The 22,957-nt window shown below is 63.3% G+C and carries 24 protein-coding genes, 1 tRNA gene and 1 pseudogene; 9 read left to right on the forward strand and 17 right to left on the reverse strand.

Going from position 1 to position 22,957, the window contains the following annotated elements; translation table 11 throughout:
* Window positions 1–428, reverse strand: a 428-nt coding sequence (locus ACFPTO_RS23905) for an aromatic amino acid lyase (protein ID WP_377715374.1), incomplete at its 3' end; no start/stop codon positions are given.
* 247 nt (window positions 429–675) lie between these two features.
* Here ACFPTO_RS23905 and ACFPTO_RS23910 point away from each other — a divergent pair.
* Window positions 676–858 carry a hypothetical protein gene (locus ACFPTO_RS23910; protein ID WP_377715376.1) on the forward strand — a complete coding sequence of 61 codons (183 nt, stop codon included), beginning with the start codon at window positions 676–678 and terminating at the stop codon, window positions 856–858.
* A gap of 36 nt (window positions 859–894) precedes the next feature.
* Here the strand turns inward: ACFPTO_RS23910 and ACFPTO_RS23915 are convergent, their stop codons facing one another.
* On the reverse strand, window positions 895–1,647 hold the full coding sequence (locus ACFPTO_RS23915) for a DUF899 domain-containing protein (protein WP_377715378.1): 753 nt from the start codon (window positions 1,645–1,647) through the stop codon (window positions 895–897).
* Window positions 1,648–1,686: 39 nt separating this feature from the next.
* Window positions 1,687–1,836 carry a hypothetical protein gene (locus tag ACFPTO_RS23920; protein WP_377715380.1) on the reverse strand — a complete coding sequence of 50 codons (150 nt, stop codon included), beginning with the start codon at window positions 1,834–1,836 and terminating at the stop codon, window positions 1,687–1,689.
* A 119-nt stretch (window positions 1,837–1,955) separates the two neighbouring features.
* Here ACFPTO_RS23920 and ACFPTO_RS23925 point away from each other — a divergent pair, with 119 nt between their 5' ends.
* Together ACFPTO_RS23925 and ACFPTO_RS23930 are read left to right on the forward strand one after the other, a co-directional pair.
* Entirely contained in the window at window positions 1,956–2,939 is a 984-nt protein-coding gene (locus ACFPTO_RS23925) for a PRC-barrel domain-containing protein (RefSeq protein WP_377715382.1), read from the forward strand.
* The gene (locus ACFPTO_RS23930) at window positions 2,936–4,198 is read left to right on the forward strand and encodes an MFS transporter (protein ID WP_377715384.1); all 1,263 of its coding nucleotides are present in this window, start codon (window positions 2,936–2,938) and stop codon (window positions 4,196–4,198) included. Before ACFPTO_RS23925 ends, ACFPTO_RS23930 begins: the two co-directional genes overlap by 4 nt.
* 330 nt (window positions 4,199–4,528) lie before the next feature.
* Here the strand turns inward: ACFPTO_RS23930 and ACFPTO_RS23935 are convergent, their stop codons facing one another.
* Together ACFPTO_RS23935 and ACFPTO_RS23940 are read right to left on the reverse strand one after the other, a co-directional pair.
* Window positions 4,529–5,002, reverse strand: coding sequence for a DUF3331 domain-containing protein (locus tag ACFPTO_RS23935; RefSeq protein WP_377715386.1), 474 nt, complete (start codon window positions 5,000–5,002; stop codon window positions 4,529–4,531).
* Between the two features lie 779 nt (window positions 5,003–5,781).
* Window positions 5,782–6,690, reverse strand: a complete 909-nt coding sequence (locus ACFPTO_RS23940; RefSeq protein WP_377715388.1) for a LysR family transcriptional regulator ArgP — start codon at window positions 6,688–6,690, stop codon at window positions 5,782–5,784.
* 98 nt (window positions 6,691–6,788) lie between these two features.
* Here ACFPTO_RS23940 and ACFPTO_RS23945 point away from each other — a divergent pair, with 98 nt between their 5' ends.
* Window positions 6,789–7,406 carry a LysE/ArgO family amino acid transporter gene (locus ACFPTO_RS23945; RefSeq protein WP_377715390.1) on the forward strand — a complete coding sequence of 206 codons (618 nt, stop codon included), beginning with the start codon at window positions 6,789–6,791 and terminating at the stop codon, window positions 7,404–7,406.
* A 242-nt stretch (window positions 7,407–7,648) separates the two neighbouring features.
* Complete coding sequence (locus ACFPTO_RS23950; protein WP_377715392.1) at window positions 7,649–8,641, forward strand: ferritin-like domain-containing protein; 993 nt, start codon at window positions 7,649–7,651, stop codon at window positions 8,639–8,641.
* Between the two features lie 87 nt (window positions 8,642–8,728).
* On the opposite strand, the gene ACFPTO_RS23955 is transcribed toward ACFPTO_RS23950, so the two are convergent.
* On the reverse strand, window positions 8,729–9,574 hold the full coding sequence (locus ACFPTO_RS23955) for an HTD2 family dehydratase (RefSeq protein WP_377715394.1): 846 nt from the start codon (window positions 9,572–9,574) through the stop codon (window positions 8,729–8,731).
* A gap of 135 nt (window positions 9,575–9,709) precedes the next feature.
* Between ACFPTO_RS23955 and ACFPTO_RS23960 the strand changes: the two genes are divergently transcribed.
* A complete protein-coding gene (locus ACFPTO_RS23960; RefSeq protein ID WP_377715396.1) occupies window positions 9,710–11,107 on the forward strand; it encodes an NYN domain-containing protein in 1,398 nt (465 codons plus the stop codon).
* A 253-nt stretch (window positions 11,108–11,360) separates the two neighbouring features.
* Here the strand turns inward: ACFPTO_RS23960 and ACFPTO_RS23965 are convergent.
* The 4 genes and pseudogenes from ACFPTO_RS23965 to ACFPTO_RS23980 all read right to left on the reverse strand — a co-directional run.
* A pseudogene (locus ACFPTO_RS23965) lies at window positions 11,361–11,639 on the reverse strand (hypothetical protein); the annotation flags it as partial.
* A gap of 69 nt (window positions 11,640–11,708) precedes the next feature.
* Complete coding sequence (locus tag ACFPTO_RS23970; RefSeq protein WP_377715398.1) at window positions 11,709–12,296, reverse strand: LutC/YkgG family protein; 588 nt, start codon at window positions 12,294–12,296, stop codon at window positions 11,709–11,711.
* The gene (locus ACFPTO_RS23975) at window positions 12,283–13,677 is read right to left on the reverse strand and encodes a lactate utilization protein B (RefSeq protein WP_377715400.1); all 1,395 of its coding nucleotides are present in this window, start codon (window positions 13,675–13,677) and stop codon (window positions 12,283–12,285) included. Before ACFPTO_RS23975 ends, ACFPTO_RS23970 begins: the two co-directional genes overlap by 14 nt.
* The gene (locus ACFPTO_RS23980; RefSeq protein ID WP_377715402.1) at window positions 13,674–14,417 is read right to left on the reverse strand and encodes a (Fe-S)-binding protein; all 744 of its coding nucleotides are present in this window, start codon (window positions 14,415–14,417) and stop codon (window positions 13,674–13,676) included. The genes ACFPTO_RS23975 and ACFPTO_RS23980 overlap by 4 nt, the downstream gene beginning before the upstream one ends.
* Window positions 14,418–15,112: 695 nt before the next feature.
* On the opposite strand from ACFPTO_RS23980, the gene crcB reads away from it, so the two are divergent.
* Entirely contained in the window at window positions 15,113–15,493 is a 381-nt protein-coding gene (crcB, locus tag ACFPTO_RS23985) for a fluoride efflux transporter CrcB (RefSeq protein WP_377715404.1), read from the forward strand.
* A gap of 65 nt (window positions 15,494–15,558) precedes the next feature.
* Here the strand turns inward: crcB and cfa are convergent, their stop codons facing one another.
* Complete coding sequence (gene cfa / locus ACFPTO_RS23990) at window positions 15,559–16,728, reverse strand: cyclopropane fatty acyl phospholipid synthase (protein ID WP_377715406.1); 1,170 nt, start codon at window positions 16,726–16,728, stop codon at window positions 15,559–15,561.
* Window positions 16,729–16,894: 166 nt separating this feature from the next.
* On the opposite strand from cfa, the gene ACFPTO_RS23995 reads away from it, so the two are divergent.
* Both ACFPTO_RS23995 and ACFPTO_RS24000 read left to right on the forward strand, forming a co-directional pair.
* Window positions 16,895–17,311, forward strand: a complete 417-nt coding sequence (locus ACFPTO_RS23995) for an HIT family protein (protein WP_377715408.1) — start codon at window positions 16,895–16,897, stop codon at window positions 17,309–17,311.
* 238 nt (window positions 17,312–17,549) lie between these two features.
* Window positions 17,550–17,640 (forward strand) — tRNA-Ser (locus tag ACFPTO_RS24000).
* A gap of 269 nt (window positions 17,641–17,909) precedes the next feature.
* On the opposite strand, the gene ACFPTO_RS24005 is transcribed toward ACFPTO_RS24000, so the two are convergent.
* The 6 genes from ACFPTO_RS24005 to ACFPTO_RS24030 all read right to left on the reverse strand — a co-directional run.
* Window positions 17,910–18,476 (reverse strand): hypothetical protein, encoded by a 567-nt coding sequence (locus tag ACFPTO_RS24005; protein ID WP_377715410.1) that lies wholly within the window; start codon window positions 18,474–18,476, stop codon window positions 17,910–17,912.
* Window positions 18,477–18,956: 480 nt separating this feature from the next.
* The gene (locus tag ACFPTO_RS24010; protein WP_377715412.1) at window positions 18,957–19,313 is read right to left on the reverse strand and encodes a hypothetical protein; all 357 of its coding nucleotides are present in this window, start codon (window positions 19,311–19,313) and stop codon (window positions 18,957–18,959) included.
* 37 nt (window positions 19,314–19,350) lie between these two features.
* Entirely contained in the window at window positions 19,351–19,620 is a 270-nt protein-coding gene (locus ACFPTO_RS24015; protein WP_377715414.1) for a hypothetical protein, read from the reverse strand.
* A 103-nt stretch (window positions 19,621–19,723) separates the two neighbouring features.
* Window positions 19,724–21,742: a sodium:solute symporter family protein gene (locus ACFPTO_RS24020; RefSeq protein ID WP_377715416.1), complete on the reverse strand. Its 2,019-nt coding sequence runs from the start codon at window positions 21,740–21,742 to the stop codon at window positions 19,724–19,726.
* A complete protein-coding gene (locus ACFPTO_RS24025; protein WP_377715418.1) occupies window positions 21,739–22,104 on the reverse strand; it encodes a DUF4212 domain-containing protein in 366 nt (121 codons plus the stop codon). Before ACFPTO_RS24025 ends, ACFPTO_RS24020 begins: the two co-directional genes overlap by 4 nt.
* Window positions 22,105–22,243: 139 nt before the next feature.
* The coding region (locus tag ACFPTO_RS24030) for an AMP-binding enzyme (protein WP_377715420.1) at window positions 22,244–22,957 on the reverse strand (714 nt) is incomplete at its 5' end.

The following is a 22,957-nucleotide window of genomic DNA, read 5'->3' on the forward strand; positions in this document are numbered from 1 at the left end:
TCGCCCGAGGCGCCCACCGAGCCTTTCACGGGAATCAGCGGCAGCACGTCGGCGTTGAACAGCGTGATGAGCGCGTCCATCACCTCGCGGCGGATGCCCGAGTGGCCGCGGCCCATGCTCGAGAGCTTCAGCGCCATCAGGAGGCGCACGACCGGGCGCGACATCGGCTCGCCCACGCCCACGGCGTGCGAGAGCACCAGATTGCGCTGCAGCAGTTCGAGCTGGTCGGCCGGAATATGGGTGCTGGCGAGGCGCCCGAAGCCGGTGTTGATGCCGTAGGCGGGTTCGCCCTTCGCGGCGATGGCGGCGACGGTTTGCGCGCCCGCGTCGATTGCCGCGTAGCTCGCCGGATCGAGTTCGAGTTTTACCGTTTCGCGCGCGATCTGGCGCAGTTGGGGCAGGGTCAGGTGGCCGGGCGTGAGTCGCATTGTCGAATCCTGTCTATACAAGTGAGCTGCAGTCTAGCCTGTCCAGCTTGTCTATACAACACGTTCCGTGCTTCAAACGCCCTGGGACTATCCATGAGTGCTCCGTGCCTGCGTCGCCGCGCTTGCGTCCTTTTGTCCCCGGCGTGCCCCGGCCCTTCGGTGTTGCATATCCGTAAGCTCGGTTCTATAGAATTGCTGCCGTTTCCGCCACCTCCGACACGATCCGCGCCGCGTTACGGATACCCCCATGCTCCTCGCGCTGAACTTCTACTGGCTGACGAATCTGCTCGCCATCCTGTTCATCGTCGCGTGCCTCTACGACATGCGCCACGACGAATACGGCACGCTGACGCTCGCCGCAGGCGCAATGGGACTCATCGTCATGGCGATCGAAGTGCTGCTGCGGCCAGAGTTCGAGATGTCGTTCTAGCCGCCGCTTCGCAGCACCGACACGCCTGCACAGCGCTCACGCCTCGCCCTGCGTCTTCTGTTCGTGCGCACGGCCCGCGGCTTGCGCGCCGCTCTCATAGCGGTCGTGATGGCGCACCCAGTCGCGCATGTCGTGCTCTTCGTTGCGTCCCTTCGGCGCAAATTCGAGCAGCACGTAGGTGCCGAGCAGCATTTCCACCCCGCGCGCATACGCCGAATACGTGTGATAGACGTTGCCCGCTTCGTCGCGGTAGAACGCGCTCACGCCCGGCAGCTCGTCGCTCGTGTAGTCCTGCTCTTCGAAGTTGTAGAGCGCCTTGCCGCGCGCCTTATCGGATTCGCTGAACGACACGTGATAGTCGAAGTTGAAGTCGCTGCCGTTCGACGACACCCACGGAAAGCGCCATCCCATGCGCTTCTTGAAAGCCTCGATCTTCGCGAGCGGCGCGCGCGACACGGCCACGTACGAGACGTCGTGATGCTCGAGATGCGGCAGCATGCCGTCGACGTGATCGGAGAGGAACGAACAGCCCACGCAGCCCTCTTCCCAGTCCGGCCCCAGCATGAAGTGATAGACGATCAGCTGGCTGCGCGGGCCGAACAGATCCGCAAGCGTGCGCAGCCCCTGCGGCGTGTCGAACGTGTAGAGCTTCTCCACCCTCACCCACGGCAGCGCCTCGCGCTTCGCCGCCAGTGCGTCGCGCGCATGCGTGAAGGCCTTCTCTTCGGCGAGCAGCGCCTTGCGCGCCGCCAACCATTCGTCTTGCGAAACAATCTTGTGGGATAGCATCGTCGGATCCTCCGTTTGCGTCGTCCCATGCCGCCGCCGTCACGGACGGCGGAACTGCTCCACCAGATGATCGAGCGCGCTCGACCACCCGCCTTCGTGCGCATCGCGCGTGGTTTCGTCGAAGAAGCGCTCGGGCGCGCGCATGATCACGCGAAAACGCCCGCGCGACAAATCGCGCACGTGAGGCAAGCAAAGCAGGTTCCTGACGTGACACGGCGTGTTCGCCCGCGCAGGTTAAACTCTCACGCACCCGACCCGTTTTTCCCCGCCGCGCACGCTGCGCCGGCTGCTCCGAGGAGTTCCCGTTGATGAGAGGTGGTTTCGCACGTCCGGCTATCGACCTCCGGCACACCCTCCCCCTGTTGCTTGCGCTTGTACTCGCGCTCACGCTCTCGGGCTGCGGCCTGTTCAGTCCGCCTGCGCCCGTGGAGGCCCCGCCGCCCGTCGCCGCGAGCGAGCCGGAACCGGTTGCGAGCGAGCCGGAGGTCGCGTCCGCGCCGGAGGTGGCGAGTGAACCCGAAGTCCCCTCCGAAGCAAAAGCTGCGCCGAGAAAGCTGCATTTCCCGCCGATCCGCCACCGCCGCCCCGCTCCGCCGCCGCCCGCGCCGCCGAGCACGCCACCCGCCCCCGCGCCTGCGCCGCTCGTCACCACGCGCGTGCTCGAACGCGGCACGTACCGCACGCTGCTCGACAGCAAAGTGCAGAAAACCGATGGGAAAGTGGTGGGCCGCGCGGTCGATCTGATCGCCGGACCGGGCGGCAGGCCGGTCCAGATGATCGTGAACCTGCAGGGATTCATGGGCGTCGGCGACCGCAAGGCCGTGTTTCCGTGGAGCGCCGTGCGCGTAAACACCCAGCCGACGACGCCTGCGATCACGCTCGCGCTCGGCCCGGGCCAAGCACCGGTGCCGATCGTGCCCAAGCCGGGCGGCGGGGCGCAGCAACCCGCCCTCGATGAACCCAGTCCCACACGCCTGCCGATTCTCGATGCAACCATCGAGCGCGCCAACGGCGCGAAGGTGGGCCGCGTGGTGGACGTCCTGCTCGACGCCGCGGCGGGCCCGCTTGCGGTTGTGCTCGATGTCAGCGGCACGCTGGAGTCGCGCCAAACGATTGCCGCCGAGTGGTCGGCGCTGCACTTCGTCACGAAAAACCATACGCTGCGTGCCGAACTCGAAATGACCGAGCAGCAGCTGGACGCTTCGCCGCGCTACGTCGCCGACCAGCCCGTGCGCGCGGTGAAGCCGTTCGCCGCCGAGTCCCCGGCATTTAACTCGCGCGGTGCCAAATGACGGGGACCCAACTGCGTTCGATGGCAAGCGCGCGAAGCTTACGGGCGCTCGACTGGCTGAACTTCTTCGTTGCGAACGTGCAGACCGGGTTCGGCCCGTTCATCGCGTCGTATCTTGCGTCGCACAAGTGGACTCAGGGCGAGATCGGCCTTGTGCTCTCGGTGGGCACAATCAGCGCGATGGTGAGCCAGGTGCCGGGCGGCGCGGCTGTCGACGCCATGCGCAACAAGAAAGCCGCCGCCGCCTGGGCCATCGCCGCGATCATCCTGTCGGCGGCGCTCCTCGCGACGAGCCCGACTGTCGCGCCCGTCATCGCCGCCGAGGTCTTCCACGGCTTCGCGAGCTGCATGCTCGTGCCGGCCATGGCCGCGCTCGCGCTTGCGCTGGTGGGCCGCCAGAACCTGGGCGACCGGCTCGGGCGCAACGCGCGCTGGGCGTCGATCGGCAGCGCCGTGGCCGCCGGGCTCATGGGGCTCTGCGGCGAGTACGTCTCGCCGCGTTCCGTCTTCTGGCTGACCGCCGCGCTCGCGCTGCCCGCCCTCGTCGCGCTGGCGATGATCGAATACGACAAGCACAGCGCAGGCGGCGTTGCGCGGCCCGTGACAGGTCCCACAACCGGCCCCGCGCCCGACCCCTCGCGCGAAACCATCTTCGATCTGCTGCGCGACCGGCGCATGCTGACGTTCGCGGCCTGCGTCGTGCTGTTCCACCTCTCGAACGCCGCGATGCTCAATCTCGCGGCGGGCGAAGTGACGGCCGGCATGGGCGACAACGTGCAGCTCGTGATTGCGGCCTGCATCATCGTGCCGCAGGCCATCGTCGCGCTGATGTCGCCGTGGGTGGGCCGCACCGCGCAGCACTGGGGCCGCAGGCCGGTGCTGATCCTCGGCTTTTCCGCGCTGCCCGTACGCGCGCTGCTGTTCGCGGGCGTCGGCAATCCGTACCTCCTCGTGCCGGTGCAGATGCTCGACGGGATTTCCGCGGCGGTGTTCGGCGTGATGCTGCCGCTCATTGCCGCCGACGTCGCCGGAGGCAAGGGGCGTTACAACCTCTGCATCGGGCTGTTCGGGCTTTCGGCGGGCATTGGCGCGACGCTGTCGACGGCGCTCGCGGGCTTCATCGCCGATCACTTCGGCAATACGGTCAGCTTCGTCGGCCTCGCGGCGGCGGGCGCCGCGTCCGTGCTGCTCGTGTGGCTCGCCATGCCGGAGACGCGCGACGCGCTCGAAGAAGAGCAAACCGGCGATGTGAAGGCCTGAGCTACGTCGCCTGACGCAGATGGACAAACGGGCGCGGCGGCCAGATCTGGCCGCCGCGCCCGTTTTACATGGTGAATGGACCTGAATTGCAAGGGCGGAAGGCTCGGCGTTCGCACTCGCTGAACGCCTCCACGCGCCCCCACGGTCCCTGCAATTCGGCGCGCTACGCGAGCATTGGACCGCACACGCACACCCGCTGCGCGCACGAGCGCACGGCAGGAAGATGAGACACGCAGCCGGAGCGGTGAAAAACACAGCCCGTGCAACGCAGACGGTGCCGGGCATCCCAGAGGCCGCGCGCCGAAGCCCGGCGCGGCCCGGCTGAGTCACTCAGGCCGCCAGTGCTTCGTCGAGACGGGCTGCAAACGCGCCGTTGGGCAGATTTTCGATCTTGCTCGCGAGAATCATTGCGTCCGCATTGGCCGGACGATGACGGCGATTAGGACTGGGCCGGAACACGGCGTCGCCGCGGCGGATTTTCTCGCCCGTGAGCGCGCAGACCGAACTGCGCCGTGCGGTACAAACGCGCCAGAGCTGGTCGGAGTAACGCCCATAGGTGGCATCGCTCCAGCACACGGCGATGCAATCCGGGTCGTGGCGCCGAATCAGGGTAATACCTTGCGCATCCCACGAACGCACGGTGGCGCGGCGCCGGTTGGCCGCCTCCGAAGCGCTGCGTGTGACCGGTACCGGTTTGCAGATTCTGCTCCCCTCCAGATCCCCCGTGAAGCTCACGGGCTCGGAGGCTGCGGACAGGAGGTCAATGGTTTGCTGCCATGCGCTGCCGGTATCCAATGTCGTCATAATGCACCTCGTGCATGCGGAAACGATTCAAATATGCCGGTCGAATAAACGAGCTACCACGTTGGGATTATAGCGTGTCCCTCTGACAATCCACAGAGAAAGAACAATTCTCACACGATAATCCCAAATGCACAAAATAAGGCAGCCAGCTTTCAATCCCGGTCACATAGAGACAACCATTGTTTCTTTACCTTCGCTACCTTTTTTCCGATTTGCCGAGGTTCGGCATCGGCAAACCGGAAAAAATAACCTGCTGATCATTCCGAATTGTTCTGAATCGTTCTCAAGCCTTGACGCTCTGCAGCCGGCATGCAAACCCGCCCAACCACACGCCGAGCGGCCCGTCCCGCGCCGGATTCCATCGCGACAGGCCGCGCCAGGCAGCCGTCTTCAACCTCTCGCACGCCATTCCCGGCTACCCGAATAGTCACGCCCAACGATGACCGAACAATGAAATTCAATAATCAGATAACAACCCATGCGCCGTACGCTTCATATATTAAACATCAGGGAAAATGACAAGAAATTGCCGCCCTGCGCGGTGCGGGACTTGCAGAAGCCGATTCCGCGGCTATCCGCTATTCGAAGAATCATTAATCTGAAATGAATTGATTTTTAGCGTTTCTGTGGTATACAACTGCACCACGATCGCCCCAGAACAGAGAATGTCGCACCCCGAAATCGTTCGACAATTTGACGGCAGCTAAACAAGCATTTATTACTCCCGTTTAGCGTGGGTGCGCGCAGTCGCGCGCAGCTGGAAAATGGCGGCGGCGGCGCTAGCCTCCGCGCCCCTGATCGAGGAAGTCGGCCGAGCGGCGCTGCAGCATCGCGCCGAAGTCGTCGAGCCAGCCAATCGAGAGCCGCCAGCTCTGCCAGTAGAGTTCCACGTCGAGCGTGCGGCCCGGCACGAGTTCGACGAGCTCGCCGCGCGCGAGGTGCTGCGCGATCATGCGCTCGGGACACATTCCCCAGCCAAGGCCGTTCACGCAGCAGCGCAGAAAACCCGCGACGTGCGGAATCCAATGCCGCGGTGCATCAACCTGTGCGCGCGTGATGCGGCGGATAAAGCGCTTCTGAAGCTCGTCTTTCGGATTGAATTCGATGCAGGGCGCGCGCCGCAGCGCGTCGCGCGCGACGCCCTGAGCGAAATAACGCTCGAAAAATGCCGGTGAGCACACGGCGAGATAACGCATCCGGCCAAGACGCGTCGAACGGCAGCCCTGCACAGGTTCGGCCTGAGTGGTGACCGCGCCCTGCACGCTGCCGTCGCGCATGCGCTGCGCGGTGTGATCCTGGTCGTCAATCACGAGGTCGAGCAGCATGCCGCGCTCGACGCAGAAAGCCGCGACGGCGTCGATGAACCAGGTGCCCACGCTGTCGTCGTTGACCGCCACACGCAACGTGGGCCGCGAGCCGTCGAGCGCGCCGGTGAACGTGGGCATTGCGCCGCCCAGTTCCGCTTCGAGCAGTTGCACGCGTTCGGTGTGGCGGCACAGGAGCGCGCCCGATGCCGTGGCGACGCACGGCTGGCCGCGCTTGACCAGCACCGTGCCGACACGCTCCTCGAGCAGTTTTACCCGCTGGGAAACCGCCGAAGGCGTGACATTGAGCGCGCTGGCCGCGCGGTCGAACGAACCGTGCCGCACCACGGCGGCCAGTGCGTCGAGCAACGCATAGTCGAGCATTAGCGTTCCTTAATCGGGTTTAACGAAATCAACTTTTCTTATGTTGCCGCAGACGGCACACTAGCGCCGTTTCCCGACTCTGTCCAATCGCATCCATCATGAGCTGGCTCGCTTTCTCGCATGGCGCAGCGCTGTGCGCCTCCCTGATCGTCACCATCGGCGCGCAGAACGCCTTTGTGCTGCGCCAGGGCATCCTGCGCTCGCACGTCGGCAAGATCGTCGTGCTCTGCACGCTCTCGGACTTCCTGCTGATCGGCGCAGGCGTGGGCGGCGCTTCCGTGCTCGTCGCGCGCTATCCGACCTTCGTGCACCTCGTGCTCTACGCCGGGCTCGCGTGGCTCGTGTGGTTCGGCATCGGAGCGCTGCGGCGCGCGGTGCGCCCCGGCCACGCGGTGCTCGACGCCGCGCCTGCCGCGTCGGCGCCCGAGCAGCGCGCGTGGCCGATCGTATGGATGACGCTCGCGTTCACGTGGCTCAATCCGCACGTCTATCTCGACACGTTTCTTCTGATCGGCACGGCAGGCGCGCGCGAAGCCGAAGGCAGCCGGCTCGCATTCGCGGTCGGCGCGATGTGCGTGAGCGCCGTGTGGTTCATCGCGCTCGGCTACGGCGCGCGTGCACTCGCGCCGCTCTTTCGCCGCGCAGGCGCGTGGCGTGTGCTCGACGGCGCAATCGGCGGCATGGTGCTGCTGATTGCCTTCGTGCAATTGCGCTGAAAACACTCCGTAGACAATGCGCGCCCGCTCGATGCAGTTTCCCCCAGGCATCCGCCGCCAGCGTTCAACGCATGCATCTCGATTGGCCCGCTATTTGCCCGATCAATCGCGCATCCATCGATCGTGACGAATTGTTGTGGCGCGTGAATAACGCACCCGCGCCGCCGTGTCCCGACTCAGCGCGAGCCGAGCGAAACCGTGCCAGAATCGCAGCACTGTGCATTCGACCGGGAACATTCGCGATGAGTGATCAGTTACTGGACGCCTTCGATGCGGCGCAAATGATTCCTGGCTTCGTTGCGCCGAAGCTGCCGCGCGAGCAGCCGGACCGAGCGGCGCTCGACGCCGCCGACCGCAATACGCGCCACTGGACGAGCACCGCGAGCGGTCCCCTCACGCCTGGATCCGACACGCATCGGCACGAGATGTGCCGCATGTTTCGCGAGACCTTTAATCCGTATCGCCCGTCCGTGATCGAGTGGCCGAAGCTCACACCGGAGGCGCTCAAGCGGATCGTCGAATTGCCGATCTGGGATGTTGCGGTACAGACCGAGGGCAAGGCCCGGTTGCGCATGGCCGCCTACGCCGCGCAACTCGACGACGACGACGTGCGCGACGCGCTTGCACTCAACGCATGGGAAGAAAACCGCCACAAGGAAGTGCTATCACGCATGGTGGCGGCATACGGCATCGAACTCGCGAGCGAGCCGCCGTACGTCTATCCGAGGGACGTCGAATGGGCCTATCTCGTGACTGGCTACAGCGAATGCGTCGACAGCTTCTTCGCGTTCGGCCTCTTCGAGGTCGCGCGGCGATCGGGGCTCTTCCCACCCGAACTCATCGATACGTTCGAGCCCGTCATGCAGGAAGAGTGCCGCCACATCCTGCTGTTCGCGAACTGGGTCGCGTGGCATCGCGCGGGGTTATCGGGGTGGCTGCGCATTCGCTTCGAACTGAAAGTGGCTGCCGTATGGGTCTATCTCGGGTGGGAGCGCATTGGCCTTGCGCGCGCGATGGATGCCGACGGCAACGAACACCGGCACGATAAAAAATTCACGATGAACGGTGCGCAATCGGTTACGGATGTCGATATCGATACGGCCGAATTGATGCGCCTGTGTCTTGCCGAGAACGACCGGCGTTTCTCCGGTTACGACCCGCGCCTGCAGCGTCCGCGCACGACGCCAAATCTCGTCCGCTTTGCCCTACGGTTCATGCGCCGCAAACGCCGCTAAAGCTCCGCGAAGGCACCGCTAAAGCACGGCCCCTTGGTTCACGCGTGACTCTTTGCGTGCCTTTGCATGCAAGTTCGATACGAGCGCTCAGGCGAGCGTGGCCGTGGCCTGCATCGACAGATGATCCTCGTGATCCTTCGCCCAGAGTTCCACCGCGCGTCCGTCTTCCGAGGGCCGGCCACAAAGCGTGAATTCACGATTCGCAAAAACTGGCCGTGCGGCGCGAAACGCGAAGGCCACGACCGTCGCGTCCGGACGTTGCCGATGCACGAGATCGAGCAGCAGCGTCGCGATCAGCGGACCGTGCACGACGAGCCCCGGATAACCCTCCTCCTGCGTCGCGTACGGAAAATCGTAGTGAATGCGATGGCCGTTGAACGTGAGCGCGGAATAGCGGAACAGCATGACCGGATCGGCAACGAGCGTGCGCACCCACATTTCGCCTCGCGGCGCGGCAACGGCCTTCGGCGCCGGGGCGCCCGGCTGCGGCGCATCGCGATAGACGATATCGTGCTCCTCCTCGATGCACAGCACGCCCGCCGATTCGTAGCGATGCTGCACGGTCACGAATACGAGCCGGCCACTGCGCCCGGTCTTGTCCTCGATATTCGCGATGGTCGACGTGCGCAGCGCTCGCTGCCCCGCGCGCAGCGGCGCATGAAACGTCAGGCGCCCGCCTGCCCACATGCGACGCGGCAACGCCACCGGCGGTAAAAAATCGCCGCGTTTCGGATGCCCGTCATGCCCCGCCTGCGCAAGCCGCGTCACGGGCAGGAAATACAGCCAGTGCCACAGCGGCGGCACGATATCCGCAGGCACTTCGCGATCGAGCGTCGCCGCGAGCGCACGCAGCGGGAATAACGTGATGTCGTCGGTCAGCGTCTCGGTCTTGTCGAGCCACGCTTCGAGCGGCGGCGTTTGCGAATCCGGCATGGCGACTCTCCTCGCGCGACAGATACACCTACTATGGACGACGCACGCCGCGCGCGCCACGTCTCTGTTTGCGTCCCGCACACGCGGGACGGGCTATCATGTGCGCTCAAACTGTAGATGGAACGATCAAACCACATGGCCTCCCCTCAAGAAAACGTCAGCATGGCGGTGTTCTGCGATTTCGAGAACGTCGCGCTTGGTGTGCGCGACGCGAAAATCGACCGCTTCGATATCAAGCCCGTGCTCGAACGGCTCTTGCTCAAGGGCAGCATCGTCGTGAAGAAAGCGTATTGCGACTGGGAACGCTACAAAGGCTTCAAGGCGTCGATGCACGAAGCGAGTTTCGAGCTGATCGAAATTCCGCACGTACGGCAGTCGGGCAAGAATTCCGCCGATATCCGTCTTGTCGTGGATGCACTCGACCTCTGCTATACGAAGTCGCACGTCGACACGTTCGTGATCGTGAGCGGCGACTCCGACTTCTCGCCGCTCGTCTCGAAGCTGCGCGAGAACGCGAAGAAGGTGATCGGCGTAGGCGTGAAAAATTCGACCTCCGATCTGCTCGTCGCGAACTGCGACGAGTTTATTTTCTACGACGATCTGGTTCGCGAGCTTGAGCGCGAGACGTCGCGCGGCGGTGCGAAGCGCGACAGCGGCGCGGGCGCGAAACGCCCCGCTGGCGAGGAGCGCCAGCCGAAGGCGGACACGGAAGAGCGCAAGTCGGAGGAACGCAAATCGAAGGCAATCGCGCTTGCCGTCGAAACGCTCGATGCGCTCGTGCTCGAGCGTGGCGATAGCGGCAAGATCTGGGCATCGGTATTGAAGAGCGCAATCAAGCGGCGTCGCCCCGACTTCAATGAAACACGCTACGGCTTTCGCGCATTCGGCAACCTGCTCGATGAAGCACAAGCGCGCGGGCTGCTCGAAGTGGGCCGCGACGAGAAATCAGGCGCTTTTGTCACGCGCACGAGCCCGTCCGCCAGCGCCGTAGCCGCACCGGTTGCCGCTGCGCCAGCAGCGATTCCCGCCAGCGAAGTCACGGCCCCGCGCGGCGAAGAATCGCGCGGACGGGGCAAAGGCCGCGGCAAGGGTCGGCGTAACGTCCGCGAAGCGGCAGGCGGCGACGAGCATCGCGAAACCCCGGCCGAAACACCCGTTGCGGCGCTTCACGATCATGCCGGCGCACACGTGAGCGAAACGGCGCACGTTCAGACCGAACACGTCACCCTGCCCGTGGGCGATGCGCCGTACGCCGCGGCGCCTGTCGAACCGGAAGTTGCACCTGCAACGAACACGGATATCGCAGCGACAGCGGATATAACGGCGAAAGCGGAAAGCGTCGAGGAAGCGGCTGCCGCGCCGCGCCGTGCCCGCAAGACAGCTTCGCGCAAGAGCACCGCGCGCAAGACCGCCAAAGCGCAACCGGCCAGCGACACGCCATCTTCGGCAGACGCCGAACAAGCGCCCGCAGCGAAGAAAGCCCCGTCCCGGGCCCGTCGCACGCGCGCCAAGGCCGTAGCCGACGAAAGCTGATCGCAAAACGACGCGCGCCAGCCAACAGGGCGGCGCGCGTTATTCCTCGCGTTAATCCTCTCGTCGTTTCAATCGTCCCGCTTTATTCGTCACCAAACGGATTGCCGGGCCGTTTCGGCACAGCATCGGTCGATTCGCCGCCACCGAACGGATCACCCTGCTTCGCGGGCTTCGGATCGCCGAACGGATTTCCAGCTTTCCCCGGACCCGCTGCCTCACCAAACGGATTCGCTTCGCTCGCCTGCTTCGATCCGCCGAACGGATCGCCTGTCCACGCGGGCGTTTCTTCGTCGTCGGTCGCCAGGTTGTATTCCGCCTGCACTTTTGCGAGCACGCTGGCGATGCCCGATTCGAATCCGGCCGCATTGCCAAAATGCTTCATCGTCCAGTTGCAACCGGTACGATCCGCAGGCTGAAGCTGCGGGCGCGGCACGACGAACTTCACGCCGTCGTCGATCGCTTCCTGCAGCTTGTGCAGTCGACGGCTCACTTCTTCCTGCAGCCGAGACGCGTTGAGAGTCTTGCGCAGCATCTGCATCTCCTCATTCCGAACACGATGTAGACGCGCGAGTCTAGCGCAATCGCGGACGCGACGATGCCATTACGACTGCGGCAGCCAAACCACCGTGAGCGAGCGCACCCCTTGCGCGCCCTGAATCAGCACGCCCTCGATATCCGCGGTGGCGGACGGTCCCGTTACGAGCGCCGCAAAACGCGCGCCGCGAAAATCGTCGCGCCGGTACGCGTCCTGAAGGCCCGCAACGATCTGCGCAGGATCGAGCAGCACGACCAGATGCTGCACGATATAACCAAGTGCGTTCACAACGTACTCGCGCTCGCTCAGCCACACGGAGCCCGTCTCCGCCACGCCGAAGCGTGCGCGCACAACACCCACGTCGACATCTTCGAGCGATGCGGGTACGGTAGCCGCCGCGATTTCGCGCGTGCCTGGCACTTCCGGCACCGCTGACGCGATCTCGGCGCGCACGCCGAAGCGTTCGTGGATCAGCGCAAGCACCGCCTCGCCCGACGCAGCCTCGGCTTCACGGCCGCCCATGAGCTTGAGCGCGGCCACGAAGCGCTCGCGCAGATCGCCAGCAGGCGCATCGAACAGCGGCACCTCCGGCAAATCCAGCGGGGCTGGTTGCGCGGCGCGCACGCGCGCGAGGAACGCTTCACGATTCGCCACGGCTGCCTCCCTTGCGGTTTTTTTTGTACCAGGCATGGAACGTCGTGTTGGGCGCCTGCGGCAGATCGCGCTGCCGTCCCCAAATGTTCAGCGGGTTATACAGCACGAAGTGCGGCAGACGACGCAACGCCCCGTCAATCGACCGGGTTGCCGCGCGATAGAGCGTGGGGCTCGACATCAGCCGTGCCGCCATCTTGAGCACTTCCTGCTTGACGAACGGCACCTCGTGTTGCGCGGCAATCACCTGGCGCCATTGGTAAATCTGCTCGTGAATATTGATCTTCACCGGGCAGACATTGGTGCAACTGCCGTTGAGCGTCGACGCGAACGGCAACGCGCTGAAACGCTTCAGATCGAAGGTGGGATTGATGATCGCGCCAATCGGCCCGGCATAGGTGCTCCCATAAGAAAGCCCGCCGCTGCGCCGGTAAACCGGGCAGGTATTCATGCATGCGCCGCAGCGGATGCACTTGAGCGAATACCAGAACTCCGGCATGGCGAGACGCTCGGAGCGGCCGTGGTCGACGATGACGAAATGCAGTTGTGCGCCTTCACGCGGCGCGCGAAAGTGCGACGTGTACTGGGTAATCGGCGAGCCGAGCGCGCTGCGCGACAGCATGCGGATAAAGACGCCAAGATCCGAGATCCGCGGAATCAGCTTTTCGATGCCCATTGAGACGATGTGCAACGGCGTCATATTGGCCGAGAGATCCGCATTGCCCTCGTTCGTGCACACGACGACCGTGCCGGTCTCCGCCACGGCGAAGTTGCAGCCGGTCATGCCCGCCGTCTTCTCGCGCACGAACCATGGCCGCGTGTTCATACGCTGACTTTCTGCGAGGTAATGAATGTCGCTGTTGTGCGGATCGGTGCCGATCGTGCGGCTGAACACTTCGGCCACATCGCCGCGAAGTTTATGAACGGCCGGCACGACGATATGGCTCGGCGGCTGCTGATCGAGCTGCTGGATACGCTCGCCGAGATCGGTTTCCATCACCGAAATGCCGCGCGATTCCAGATACGCGCGCATCTCGCATTCGTCGGTCAGCATCGACTTGCTCTTTACGAGGCCCGTCATGCCGCGCTCGCTGAGCAGACGGTACACGATCTCGTTGTGCTCCTCGGCGGTGTCGGCCCAATGGACCTGCACACCGTTGGCTTCAGCGTTCTTCGAAAACTGGTCGAGATAGTCGGCAAGGTGCGAGAGCGTGTGCGCCTTGATCCCTGAGGCAAGCGTGCGCAGTGTTTCCCATTCGGCAATCCCGTGAGCCTGCACGTCGCGTTTCATGCGCAGATCCCAAAGCCGCTTGTCGTGGAATTCGACGTGCTCCGGGTGCGTGAGGAAATTTTCTGCGAGCTTCGCATGTTCGATGCGTTTCATTCCCGGGCTCCGTTGAGCACCTGCGCGATGTGGATGAATCGCACGTCGGCATTCATGCGTTCGGCGCAGCCTTGCTGATGCATGAGGCACGACATGTCGCCCGAAACGATGTATTGCGCGCCCGCGCCGATGTGGTCGACAACCTTGTCCTGCCCCATGCGCACCGAAACGGCTTCCTCGGTCACCGCAAACGTGCCGCCGAAACCGCAGCATTCGTCCGGGCGCGTCGGCTTCACGAACTCGATGCCCTTCACGCCCTGCAGCAGCGCGAGCGGTTTGGAGAACGGCTCGCCAGCCACCTCCGATACGGATGCTTCATTCAGGTGGCGCAGCGCGCTGCAGCTATTGTGCAGCCCGACCCGCCAGGGGAATTCGGCCCACGGAAATTCGCGCACGCCGAGCACATCATGGAGAAATTCGACCAGTTCCCACGTGGACGCGCGCATCCGGCGCACTTCGTCGGTCTGTTCAATCGCGGTGAGATGGTCGCGCACGTGATTCACGCAACTCGCCGATGGCGCGACGATATGGTCGTAGCCGAGAAAGTTGCGCGCGAAAATACGCTCGGCACCAGCGGCCTCGGCATGCGCGCCGGCGTTGGCCATGGGCTGGCCGCAGCAGGTCTGATCGGGCGGATAGTCGACTTCGCAGCCGACCCGCTCCAGCAATTCGAGGGTGGCGATTGCCACCTCGGGGTAGAACACATCGATGAAGCACGGAATGAAGAGAGCGACTTTCATGCGCAGGCTGCCATCGTGAGTGGACGCGGCCATTCTACTGCCGATCCGTACCCTGACTCCAGCACCCTTACCGGCGCGCCACGCCGCGTTATGCCGCGGCGCGTCAAACGATAAAAACGTCTGCTCAGACGTTACGGCGATTGCTGCGACGAGCGCACGTTAAATGTTCATACGGGTGTTCATGTGATCCCCAATCCGCGGAAGATTCTGCTACGTGCTCGATAACATCTGGTTGATGACGACGGCGTTGATTGCAGTTCGATTTGTGATTTTTATTTGCAGTGCAAATGGCATTAATGTGCGCAGTGCAATCCGCCGATGCAAATAACTGCTCGCCCCATTCACTTTGTTGCGGCGTCCTGGAATTCACCGGCATCGTGATTGATGAATGCAGCAAGACGGAACCGGTCTGTCGCGCGCGCCGCTTCCGGGTTATCGGTTAGCTAACATTCTTCACCCATCGCGCCATTGTTAATCGTCTTGCACGCGACGCTCACGCAGTGGCGATCTACTACGCGTCGAGCGCCACGTAAGCGCCCGCCGCGCCCGCCGCACCGATAGCGGCGTGAAAAGATGACGCGCGGCGCCGCGCGCAGTTCACGGTGCAAGGCGCGCCGGACACGATGCTAAACTCCGTGCTCGATACGAACCCTGCCTGATGCGGGCCTTCGTTGCGCCTTCTACCTCTCGACATCATGTATCTGTCTATTCTCTCGGTCGGCATCGGCGGAGCGCTCGGGTCGCTCATGCGCTGGATGCTCAGCCTGCGCCTGAACGCCGTGTTTCCTTACCTGCCGCTTGGCACGCTCGCGTCCAACGTGATTGCGGGTTACATCATCGGCGTCGCTGTCGCGTTCTTTGCGCGCGTGCCTAACCTGTCGCCCGATTGGCGCCTCTTCATCATCACGGGCCTCATGGGCGGACTCTCGACGTTCTCGACGTTCTCCGCCGAAGTCGTGTCACACCTCCAGCAGGGCCGTTACGGCTGGGCGCTGGGCGAGATCGCGATCCACGTGTGCTCCTCGCTCGTCATGACGATCCTCGGCATCGCAACCGTCGCCGTTGCGATGCGTTAAGACGTTTTTCGTCTGGATCGAAGCCTGGACCGGCAACCGCCCATAGCGGCCGCGGCGCGAAATGTTCAGGTCAGCGCTGGCCGCCGGTAGCCGCCGAGCAGGCCGCCCCTTGAGAACACCCACTGCAGGAGCTGGATGTCGCGCGCGCGGAACGCGCCCGCGCACGACAGCAGGTAGTAGCGCCACATGCGGCGGAAACGCTGCCCCATTTGCGCCTCGAACCGCGGCCACGCAGCCTCGAAGTTCGCGTGCCAGGCCATGAGCGTCCGATCGTAATCGGCGCCGAAATTGTGCACATCTTCGGTGACGAACAGGCCACCCGCAGCATCCGAGATCTGGCCGATCGCCGGTAGCTCGCCGTTCGGGAAAATGTATTTGTCGACCCACGGATCGGGTGTCGTCTCGCGACGATTCTTGCCGATCGTGTGCAACAGGAAGAGGCCGTCGTCGACAAGACAGCGGTGCGCGACTTCCATGTACGTGCGGTAGTTCTTCGGACCGACATGCTCGAACATGCCCACGCTGGCGATGCGGTCGAAGCGCTCGTCGAGCAGACGGTAATCCTGCAAACGAAACTCCACCGGCAAGCCCTTGCAACGCTCGATGCCGAGCGCGGCCTGCTCCTTCGAAATCGTCACGCCCACGCACGACACGCCGTAGCGCTCCGCCGCGAATTGCATGAGGCTGCCCCAGCCGCAGCCGATGTCGAGCAGACGCATGCCCGGTTGGAGACCGAGCTTACGGCAGATCATGTCGAGCTTCGCTTCCTGTGCCTCGTCGAGCGTCTTCGCGCCGCCCGACCAGTAGCCGCACGTATAGGTCATGCGGCGATCCAGCATGGATTCGTAGAACGCATTGCCGAGATCGTAGTGCTGTTGCCCCACCTTCCAGGCGCGGCGGGCAGTCTGGCGATTCACGAGACGCGCCTTGAGCGCGTGGAAGACGAGCCGCGTGGGGTCGATTTTTTCGTCCACATGCGCGCGCAGCGTACGGGCAAAAAATTCGTCGAGCCGGTCGCAGTCCCACTCACCATCCATATAGGACTCGCCAAGGCCGAGATTGCCCAGCGCAAGCACCCTTTCGGGCATGTGCGAATCATGCACGCGCAGATCCCACTCGCGCGTTCCGTTGAGCTTCACATCGGCATGTGCCAGCAGGTCGGCGACGATCCGCCAGGCCGAGGAACCGGTGGCCTCGCGGGCGGGAGGTGCTGCTTCGAGGTCAGTCGTTGCCATAGGTGCTCCAGTCAAGACATTCGTCGTAGCGCTCGCTGCGAACCCTTATGATGCACCGTACCGAAAAAAGCTGCAGGAAGGCCGCCAGGCACCTCATGCGTGGACCATAATGGACAGTTGGCAACCCATCCCGCACGCGCCGGTGCACGCGTTATCCGAGAAAATCATGGCTTACGACCCGAACAACATCTTTGCGCGCATCCTGCGCGGCGATGCACCCTGTATCAAGGTGTGCGAGAACGAGACGACGCTCGCGATCATGGACGTGATGCCCCAGGCAGACGGCCACGTACTGGTTCTGCCGAAGGTGCCCGCCGAGCAGATCTACGATCTGCCGGCAGAGGCAGGTGCTGCCGCATTGGCGATGGTGCAGAAGATAGCGGCCGCGGTGCGCACTGCGCTCGCACCCGAGGGATTGCTGATCGCGCAGTTCAACGGCGCGGCGGCCGGGCAGACTGTGCCGCACGTCCATTTTCACGTGATTCCGCGGCGGGAAAACGAGCCGTTGCGTGCGCATGCACGTGAGATGGCCGACATGGCAAAACTCGAGGCCATTGCCGAGCGTATTCGCGCTGCGCTTTGATCTAGTGGTGCGGGGCGGTTCATGCCTCATCGATGTGTTATCGATCTGGCCTGGGCGCGGGTCGGTCAAATGCCAGGTGACTGGACGAACGTCTCTGGCGGCGCGTGTAGGGAATGGCACGCTCGCGCTTCGAATGGGTGCGCGCCAGGAAACGCCGCGCTGGCGCGGATCGGTCGCGCCCAACGGCCCCGCCCCATTCCACCAGGGTTCAGGATTCTGCTATAATCCGCATCCCACCGGAGAGATGGATGAGCGGTTTAAGTCGCACGCCTGGAAAGCGTGTATAGGTTAATAACCTATCGGGGGTTCGAATCCCCCTCTCTCCGCCAGGTTGCCAATAACCCCTTGAAACGTCGAAATACTCGACAGTTCAAGGGGTTAAGTTTTTTGTATGGTACAAAAGCAGGTACAAAAACCGGCACAAGCGAAAAGCGCGTCGGCAAAGTGGTGGGGCGAAAGGATGCTCCTCGTCGAAATGAAGCTACCGCCGACGGTCCTACCTAGCAAGATGGCCGACTCGAGGAGATAGGACAACTCCACACTGCGGCCAGACGTTACCTAAAAGCACGGCTACTGATTGCTCATCTCAAGCTTCAACTCATGGTGCGAGGTCAACATCGAAGTTGATGACTCCGCCATCTGTCGAGACGTTGTCGCTATTCAGAGGCGTCCGGTGGCGTGGCAGGCACAAGAGATATTTGAATTCCTTTGCTCCAGGCCCCCGGTCGGCCTTTCGTTGGCAGGTCCAGTCAATGGTTACTTCGCGTTGGCCATCGGCACGGATACCGGTAAAGCCGCTATATGCACCGGGACCTGGCTCCTCACTCGGGACGAACTTGGCAATGTAGGTTGCGAAGGGCTGCCATAGACAGTTGCCCGGTTCGTATCGGTCAAGAAAGAAGCGGACTGAAAAGTCTCGATCCTCGTTCGGGACGCGTACCCAGTCAACAATGAACTGCGCAACTTCTGGTGCGCCAAAAATGCGACCGGCCATTGTTTGAGACTGGCATGTCTGATTTGTCGTTCCGTAGGCGACTCCAAACCATAACCCTAGGTCGGCAGCTTTTCGGCCGCGAATGACGAGAACATGCTGCGGAGACGGGTTGATTTTCGGCTTGTCAAGGAACCTGTTTCGCGGCGCCTCAAAGTGCGGCTGAAATTCCATTGTGGCCGACACGCATGGGCCAGATACAAGGGCTGCTGATAGACACAGCACAAGGCTGCATACAAATTGCCGCAAGTTCATGGCACCTCCACTGCTTACGCAGCGTCTAGTGTGTTGCATCGACCGGTTGAATCCGCCGCCTTTCCGCGACATACCACCAGCCGTCGCTGTTCCTCCTCCCGGATCGGGGAATAAGTTCATCACGACGCAGATATCCGGGCGTGCAGAAAAAAGCCCGCGCACAGCGCGGGCCTTGAGCTGAGGAGACCAGAGAGCCGGGAGGACTCTCAAGTGGAGATTAGTGCGCGGCCGAGCGGCTTGCACCTATCAAAGCAGATAGGAGCAAGCCGCTGTCTCTTCACGCGTACGGGCGGCGCGTCGAGCCGTCCCACAGGATACAGCCGACTCTCAGCCAGTGAACGCGATGCACGATCGGTGGAAATTGCTCGCGCAATCATTTCGCCGACGAGCTCAAACCGCCTATCGAAACTCGCCGGGCGAACTCGTATGTTTGTGAATGTGCTTCAGATTTCCATCCCAATCCGGAGCATCGACGTCCAGATAGACAGCCACATCGGGGTGGTTATTAAACAGACCGTCACGCAGCGCCTGGCCGATTGCGGCTCGAACTATCGCTTCCCCGTCCTTAAAGGCCTTTTCGACAGCCACGCTCCGCTGGACATCGAAGCCGATCGGACGAATTTTCGACCCGAGCCGGGTGAGCACCACGGATGGCATGGAGCCGCAAACGACCATTGCATGATATTTCGCCGGCCCTTTATCAAGCCCCGGCGGGGAAAAGGTGAACTCGAGGATTTCCAACTCAACTCTGGCCATGCTGACCTCCTTCCAGTGAGTCGATCCTAGCACGACCTCAAAGCTTCAAATGGAGACGAGTATGAGTAAGCCGCGTGTTTTTAGCTCCGCGAAAAGCACGAGGATTTTCGCAGCAGATTACCCGGCCACGGTAGACATCACGCACGAACTCGTCGGCAACCTGGTGCCACTCCGGCGTTCCGAATTGAACTTCGTCTGGATTCTTCTTGCCCTGCGCACGGCGAATCACAGACACACATGCTTCGATAATCCGAACCATAGTCCACTCTCCTCCCGTGCTGGAGAAATCCTCTTTTTGTTCTTCCATAACCGGGTTGTCGACAAACGTTTGCCGAACTTTAGGGGGCACGAGACAAATGCGGGAGAAAGGAGATCGCAGGGAATGGGGCGTCCGACGCGCCCCGCACACATCACGGGTGACGAATATAGTCCACGAGCGCAACCGTATAAGCATCCGGCTGCCGATCCAGCAGGCTCACGGCAATCGCCACGAGAAATCCCGCAGGCACGCCGAATACGCCCGAGCTGATCGGCTCGATGCCGAACCAGCGGCCGCCTTCGAAACCCGTGAGTTCCGTGAAGAACGGATACGTCGCCACGATGTAGTAGACGCACACGCCGAGCCCCGCAATCATCCCCGCCACCGCGCCCAGCCGCGTGGTGCGTTTCCAGAACACGCCCAGCACCAGCACCGGAAAAAGGCTCGACGCCGCCAGCGAAAACGCAGCGCCCACGAGGAACAGGATATTCCCCGTGTTGAGCGACGCCACCCACGATGCAAACAGCGCCACCCCCAGCAGCAGGATCTTCGACATCGTCACGCGCAACTGGCTCGACGCTTCAGGGTCGATCATGTGGTAATACACGTCGTGCGAAAGCACGTTCGAGATCGTGAGCAGCAGGCCATCCGCGGTCGAAAGCGCCGCGGCCAGCGCACCTGCTGCAATGAGTCCCGACATCACATACGGCAGCCCCGCGATCTCCGGCGCCGCAAGCACCACCATGTCCGGCTGCATGTTGATATCGCCCCAGCGCACGATGCCGTCGCCGTTCACGTCCGCGATATTGATGAGATACGGCTCGACGCGCCGCCATTGCATGACCCAATGCGGCAGGTCGTCGAAGTGCTGCCCCACCAGATGCCCGAGGATCTCGTACTTGATCAGCACGGCGAGCGTCGGCACGGTCAGATAGAACAGCGCGACGAAAAAGAGCGTCCATCCCACGGAGCGCCGCGCCGACCCGACCGATGTCGTCGTGTTGTAGCGCGTCAGGATGTGCGGCAGGCTCGCCGTGCCGAGCGACAGGCACAGCAGCAGCGAGAGGAAATTGCGTTTGTGGATGCGTCGCGCCGCTTCGTCGGCGGCGGGGAATGGCTCGCGCATCGGCACCGGCGTCGCCGCGCGCGCCAGCAGGTCGTCGCGCTCTTGTGTCCACACGACGCGCGCCGCTTCGGCGTCGTGCGGGAACGACGCAATCTGGCGCTCGAGCGAGTTGATGTCGCGCAGTGGTCCGTTGCGGCGGCGCAGATCGTCGAGCGTATTGGTGAGGCGCGCTTTCTCGTCGACGTACGACCTGGGCAGCGCGTCGATCCGCGACTGCCACAGCGCTGCGCGGCTCTGGAATGCTTCGCGCACGTGTTGTTCGGCGCCGTCGTCGCGCACGTTGCCCTCGAGCGTTTCCATGCGTTGCATCAGACGCCCATAGTTCAACTGCGGCAGCCACCCCAGCCCGTCACGATGCGCGATCATCGAAACCGGAATCAGGATCGCAGAGATGAGGATGATGTACTGCGCAACCTGCGTCCACGTCACTGCGCGCATGCCGCCGAGAAACGAGCACACGAGAATGCCCGCAAGCCCGCAGAAAATGCCGATGGCGAAATCCACGCCGATGAAGCGCATCGCAATGAGCCCCACGCCCTGAATCTGCGCGACGAGATAGACGAACGAGCAGATGATCGTCGCGAGCACCGCCAGCGCGCGCACGAGATTGCTCGAAAAACGCGTGCCGAGAAAGTCGGCGATCGTATAGCGCGCAAGCTTTCGCACATAGGGCGCGAGGAGGAACGCGGTGAGGCAATAGCCGCCGGTCCAGCCCATCATGTAGGCCAGCCCGTCGTAGCCGCTTGCATAGAGCGACCCCGCAAGGCCGATGAACGACGCGGCCGAGAGCCAGTCCGCCGCGGTCGCCATGCCGTTGAAGAACGACGGTACGCGTCGCCCGGCGACGTAGTACTCGACGAGATCGGATGTGCGCGAGAGCAGCCCGATCACGGCGTAGACCGCGATCGGCACGAACAGGAAGACGTAGCCGATCCACATGCCGGGACCGGTCGTCAGCTCGATGCGCCACATCAGGTACACGAACGCGAGAAAGCCGAGCGTATAGAACGCATACGATCGGAGCAGCCGGTGCGCAAGCTTCATCGTTGCTGCGCCTTGCTGGCCTCTCTGATCGCCTGGTCGGCTTCGCGCGCGGCTTGCAGCACGCCGTCGGCGTACTGCATCAGCACGATATAAACGCCGATAAGCAGCACGTACATGATGATGGCCCCCTGCGCGCCAAGAAAGAACGGCAGGCTGAAGCCCGCGAAATGCACGTTATCGAGCTCGCGCGCATAGAGCGGCACGACGAAGGAGACGAGGAAGCCGACCGTCATGAGCGCGGCGATCGCCGTCAGGTTGAAGCGCCAGTAGCGCCGATGCGCGAGCGCCATCGCCTCGCTCACCGACGGGGGCTCAGGTACGGGATTGATGTTGTTCGCGGACGAGGTCTGTTGCGCAGCCATGCGCCTGTTTAACAAAAACGCGCATGGCCGGCAATCGGGATCGACCGCTATAGACGGGCAGCGCGGCGCTTGTCAAAGGCGCTGCGCTGCCGGTGGAGGTCGATGCAAACGGCCTGGAATCGCTTACTGCCTTGCAGCCTTAAAGCGATTCGCCGAGTTGACCGAGGATCGCGGGATTCTCAAGCGTCGATACGTCCTGCGTGATCGCCTCGCCCTTCGCGAGCGAGCGCAGCAGGCGCCGCATGATCTTGCCCGAGCGCGTCTTCGGCAGATTCTCGCCGAAGCGGATGTCGCGCGGCTTGGCGATCGGTCCGATCTCTTTGGCCACCCACGCACGCAGTTCGCTGGCAAGCTTCACCGCGTCTTCGCCGTGCGGACGCGAGCCTTTGAGCACCACGAACGCCACCACCGCTTCGCCCGTCGTGTCGTCCGGACGGCCCACCACCGCAGCCTCAGCCACCAGCGGATTCGCGACCAGCGCCGACTCGATCTCCATCGTGCCCATGCGGTGCCCCGAGACGTTCAGCACGTCGTCGATGCGGCCCATGATCGTGAAGTAGCCTGTCTCCTTGTCGCGCACGCTGCCGTCGCCTGCCAGGTAAAGCCGCCCGCCCAGTTCCTCGGGGAAGTAGCCCGTGCGGTAACGTTCCGGGTTGCCCCACACGTTGCGGATCATCGCCGGCCACGGACGCTTCACCACGAGGATGCCACCCTGCCCGTTCGGCACGTCCTGGCCCGTTTCGTCGACGATCGCCGCCATGATGCCCGGCAGCGGCAGCGTGCACGAACCCGGCACCAGCGGCGTCGCGCCCGGCAGCGGCGTGATCATGTGGCCGCCCGTCTCGGTCTGCCA

The sequence above is a fragment of the Paraburkholderia denitrificans genome, assembly GCF_042655705.1.
Classification (GTDB): Bacteria; Pseudomonadota; Gammaproteobacteria; order Burkholderiales; family Burkholderiaceae; genus Paraburkholderia; species Paraburkholderia denitrificans.

Excerpts from the sequence above, each read along its gene's own strand:
- ACFPTO_RS23910 (WP_377715376.1), top strand. The coding sequence starts at position 676 with ATGCTCCTCGCGCTGAACTTCTACTGGCTGACGAATCTGCTCGCCATC.
- ACFPTO_RS23915 (WP_377715378.1), bottom strand. The coding sequence starts at position 1,647 with ATGCTATCCCACAAGATTGTTTCGCAAGACGAATGGTTGGCGGCGCGC.
- ACFPTO_RS23925 (WP_377715382.1), top strand. The coding sequence starts at position 1,956 with ATGAGAGGTGGTTTCGCACGTCCGGCTATCGACCTCCGGCACACCCTC.
- ACFPTO_RS23930 (WP_377715384.1), top strand. The coding sequence starts at position 2,936 with ATGACGGGGACCCAACTGCGTTCGATGGCAAGCGCGCGAAGCTTACGG.
- ACFPTO_RS23935 (WP_377715386.1), bottom strand. The coding sequence starts at position 5,002 with ATGACGACATTGGATACCGGCAGCGCATGGCAGCAAACCATTGACCTC.
- ACFPTO_RS23940 (WP_377715388.1), bottom strand. The coding sequence starts at position 6,690 with ATGCTCGACTATGCGTTGCTCGACGCACTGGCCGCCGTGGTGCGGCAC.
- ACFPTO_RS23945 (WP_377715390.1), top strand. The coding sequence starts at position 6,789 with ATGAGCTGGCTCGCTTTCTCGCATGGCGCAGCGCTGTGCGCCTCCCTG.
- ACFPTO_RS23950 (WP_377715392.1), top strand. The coding sequence starts at position 7,649 with ATGAGTGATCAGTTACTGGACGCCTTCGATGCGGCGCAAATGATTCCT.
- ACFPTO_RS23955 (WP_377715394.1), bottom strand. The coding sequence starts at position 9,574 with ATGCCGGATTCGCAAACGCCGCCGCTCGAAGCGTGGCTCGACAAGACC.
- ACFPTO_RS23960 (WP_377715396.1), top strand. The coding sequence starts at position 9,710 with ATGGCCTCCCCTCAAGAAAACGTCAGCATGGCGGTGTTCTGCGATTTC.
- ACFPTO_RS23975 (WP_377715400.1), bottom strand. The coding sequence starts at position 13,677 with ATGAAACGCATCGAACATGCGAAGCTCGCAGAAAATTTCCTCACGCAC.
- ACFPTO_RS23980 (WP_377715402.1), bottom strand. The coding sequence starts at position 14,417 with ATGAAAGTCGCTCTCTTCATTCCGTGCTTCATCGATGTGTTCTACCCC.
- crcB (WP_377715404.1), top strand. The coding sequence starts at position 15,113 with ATGTATCTGTCTATTCTCTCGGTCGGCATCGGCGGAGCGCTCGGGTCG.
- cfa (WP_377715406.1), bottom strand. The coding sequence starts at position 16,728 with ATGGCAACGACTGACCTCGAAGCAGCACCTCCCGCCCGCGAGGCCACC.
- ACFPTO_RS23995 (WP_377715408.1), top strand. The coding sequence starts at position 16,895 with ATGGCTTACGACCCGAACAACATCTTTGCGCGCATCCTGCGCGGCGAT.
- ACFPTO_RS24005 (WP_377715410.1), bottom strand. The coding sequence starts at position 18,476 with ATGGAATTTCAGCCGCACTTTGAGGCGCCGCGAAACAGGTTCCTTGAC.
- ACFPTO_RS24010 (WP_377715412.1), bottom strand. The coding sequence starts at position 19,313 with ATGGCCAGAGTTGAGTTGGAAATCCTCGAGTTCACCTTTTCCCCGCCG.
- ACFPTO_RS24015 (WP_377715414.1), bottom strand. The coding sequence starts at position 19,620 with ATGGAAGAACAAAAAGAGGATTTCTCCAGCACGGGAGGAGAGTGGACT.
- ACFPTO_RS24020 (WP_377715416.1), bottom strand. The coding sequence starts at position 21,742 with ATGAAGCTTGCGCACCGGCTGCTCCGATCGTATGCGTTCTATACGCTC.
- ACFPTO_RS24025 (WP_377715418.1), bottom strand. The coding sequence starts at position 22,104 with ATGGCTGCGCAACAGACCTCGTCCGCGAACAACATCAATCCCGTACCT.